Annotated in this window: 4 protein-coding genes; 3 read left to right on the plus strand and 1 reads right to left on the minus strand. The window is 23.6% G+C overall.

Going from position 1 to position 2,665, the window contains the following annotated elements; translation table 11 throughout:
* Nucleotides 1-128 precede the first annotated feature (128 nt).
* The 3 genes from VN21_RS05650 (at nucleotide 129) to VN21_RS05660 (ending at nucleotide 2,056) form a co-directional block, all read left to right on the plus strand.
* Nucleotides 129-578, plus strand: a complete 450-nt coding sequence (locus VN21_RS05650; protein ID WP_025162058.1) for a LytTR family DNA-binding domain-containing protein — start codon at nucleotides 129-131, stop codon at nucleotides 576-578.
* 1 nt (nucleotide 579) lies between these two features.
* The gene (locus VN21_RS05655; RefSeq protein WP_046822449.1) at nucleotides 580-1,005 is read left to right on the plus strand and encodes a DUF3021 domain-containing protein; all 426 of its coding nucleotides are present in this window, start codon (nucleotides 580-582) and stop codon (nucleotides 1,003-1,005) included.
* A gap of 256 nt (nucleotides 1,006-1,261) precedes the next feature.
* Entirely contained in the window at nucleotides 1,262-2,056 is a 795-nt protein-coding gene (locus VN21_RS05660) for a MerR family transcriptional regulator (RefSeq protein WP_046822450.1), read from the plus strand.
* 32 nt (nucleotides 2,057-2,088) lie between these two features.
* Here VN21_RS05660 and VN21_RS05665 read toward each other — a convergent pair whose 3' ends face one another.
* Nucleotides 2,089-2,637, minus strand: a complete 549-nt coding sequence (locus tag VN21_RS05665) for a hypothetical protein (RefSeq protein WP_021429806.1) — start codon at nucleotides 2,635-2,637, stop codon at nucleotides 2,089-2,091.
* Between the last annotated feature and the right edge of the window lie 28 nt (nucleotides 2,638-2,665).

Below are 2,665 nucleotides of genomic sequence, written 5' to 3' on the forward strand. Positions count from 1 at the left end.
AAATAATATAGTTTCTTTTTTATATTCAAAAAAATACCGCTTATACAACTAAAAATACCTTTTATATATAATTTATAGAATTAAAAAATTGATGATGTATAATTAAACTCAGATAGGGGGTCAAATATATGAAAATAGATATAGATATAGACAAAAGGTATGAAGAAATTCAAGTTATATTAAGGTCAAATGAAATGAATGATGAGACTATAGAAATTTTAGAAAAACTAAAAACTACAAAAAATAAATACATTTTAGGCAAATCAGATAAAAAGGTATATATAGTAGATGTGAAAGATATATATTTTTTCTACAGTGAAAATCAAAAAGTATTTGTTGAGACTGAAGATTTTAGATACGAAGTAGATGAAAGGCTATATGAAATAGAAGAGAATTTTAAAAATACATCATTTATCAGAGTTTCGAAATTTTCTATTGTAAATTTAAAGAAAGTTAAAAATATAGATATGAGTTTTAGCGGTAATTTAACTATTAATTTTATAAATGGCAAAAAGGAAAGTATATCTAGAAGATACATATCAAAAATAAAAGATTATTTAAAAAATGGAGGTTTTTAAAATGAGTAAGTATATAAAAACATTTATACATAGAGGTGTGTGTTATGGAGTACCGGGAGGGGTATTTATAGGCCAATTAGTGTTTTTTATAATTTTATTAACTAGCGATATAAGTAGTTTTGAAACAACAAGAGAACAGTTTTTTATTCAATTTTTAGCTTCAGCGTTTACGGGGTTTTATTGTACAGGACTAAGTGTTGTATACTCAATAGAAGAATGGAGTTTATTAAAACAGACGTCTATAAATTTAATACTTATTACAATTGTATATTTTCCAATTTCATATTTAACAGGATGGATGCCTAAGAACTTTTTTGGAATAGCTTCATTTATTTTGACATTTATAGTTTTTTATATTGTGGTATGGAATATATTCAGCCGTAGAGTAAGAAGTATTAACGAAAAGCTAGGAAAATTGAATAAGTAGATATTTAAACTTATATCTTGATAAATTTAATTTATATAGGGTATATATCTTACTAAAAAAGATTTATAAGTAGGAGTAAGATTATAATCTTTTTTCTCTAAATTCCTATAAACTACATTTTTCATATAAACACACTATCCTTTCTAGCTAATAAATTCAAAGTGAAATTTCTGTTGCAAATACCTTATAATGATAGTAATGTATACCCTAAAGGGAGAGTCAATACGAAAATTTTAAAATTAGGGGATGAAAATTTATGAAAAATTTATACTCTATAGGAGAGGTTTCAAAAATAAAAAAAATAACAGTAAAAGCATTAAGGTATTATCATAAAGTTGGAATTTTAATTCCTAAATATATAGATGATAATACAGGGTATAGATATTACTCGATAGATCAATTCATACATATTGATATAATAAAGGGATGCAGAGCATTAGGAACTAGTATAGCTGAGCTTCAAGAAATTTTCAGGGATTGTGAAACAGAAAAACTTTTGAAATTTTTACATGCAAAAAGAGCAGAAACTGAAGAGAATATTATAAAAATGAAAGAAATAATAACTAACATTGATACTTTAAACAATAGTGTTGAATACTCAAAAGCATTAATAAAAGATGGAGAAATAAGAATTAAACATTTTGATGATAGATATATAGTAATAGCACCGTGTAAAGAAGTAGGAAGTTTAAAAGAGCTTATTCCGTACTCAGAATTAGAAAAAATTATTAAAAATAAAAATTTAAATATGTCTATAGAAAGAGGAATTGGATATGATTTTAATTCTGAGGGAGAAGTAGAACCATTTTATGTATTTAATGAAATAATCAAAGATGAAAATATCAAAATAGATAAACATATAGATTTATTGCCTAAAGGTGATTATTTAACATTAGCATACACAAAAGAAAATGAGGAAGAATGTATAAATAAAATTGTAAAATACATAAAAGAAAATAACTTAGAAGTAAAAAAATTTATTGAAATTGAGTTATTTAATGATTTTTTTAATACTAAAACATATAGTTGCCAAATTCAGATACTTATATAAAAAGGTTGTAAAAGTTTTACAACCTTTTTGTTTTATAAAGATACAAGAGCTACTGACTGAATTTGAGCAAGGACTAATTGAGATAAAGCATCTATTAAGTTTTTATTTATAGACATATCTTTTAAAGCTAAAAAGTTCATAAAGCTATTTATTGATATTTTTTCATATATGTATAAATAAGTATGCTTATCTTTTAAGAAATCTTTATTCTTTATAGAGTTATTAATTAAAGAAAGCTCATCCACAGTTGACCCTATTACTGCATGCACACATGTATGTTCTCTATCTAAATCGTAATTTTTTATATAATCACATTTAGAGCTAACTAAGTTGTTCAAACTAATTATAGTATTATAAACATTTTTAGAAGAGTAGTAATTAGATTGATCTTTAACTTGTTTTGATATAAAATCGTATCTATTTTTTATTTGAGGTAGTTGTGATTTATAACTAATTAAAAGATTTTGTAACTGAGTGTTATATTCAATTTCTGTATCTTTGTTTTTAAACTCTAAATCTCTATATTTTAAAGAAGCTTCTTCTAAATCTCTAAATAGCTTAATATCTTCAAGTTTTTTCATGTTAAACCTCCATAATAACTAATTAATT

It is taken from the genome of Paraclostridium benzoelyticum (assembly GCF_001006285.1).
Classification (GTDB): Bacteria; Bacillota; Clostridia; order Peptostreptococcales; family Peptostreptococcaceae; genus Paraclostridium; species Paraclostridium benzoelyticum.

Bases quoted from the DNA above. Each gene is read 5' to 3' on its own strand.
- VN21_RS05650 (WP_025162058.1), top strand. From the start codon at position 129: ATGAAAATAGATATAGATATAGACAAAAGGTATGAAGAAATTCAAGTT.
- VN21_RS05655 (WP_046822449.1), top strand. From the start codon at position 580: ATGAGTAAGTATATAAAAACATTTATACATAGAGGTGTGTGTTATGGA.
- VN21_RS05660 (WP_046822450.1), top strand. From the start codon at position 1,262: ATGAAAAATTTATACTCTATAGGAGAGGTTTCAAAAATAAAAAAAATA.
- VN21_RS05665 (WP_021429806.1), bottom strand. From the start codon at position 2,637: ATGAAAAAACTTGAAGATATTAAGCTATTTAGAGATTTAGAAGAAGCT.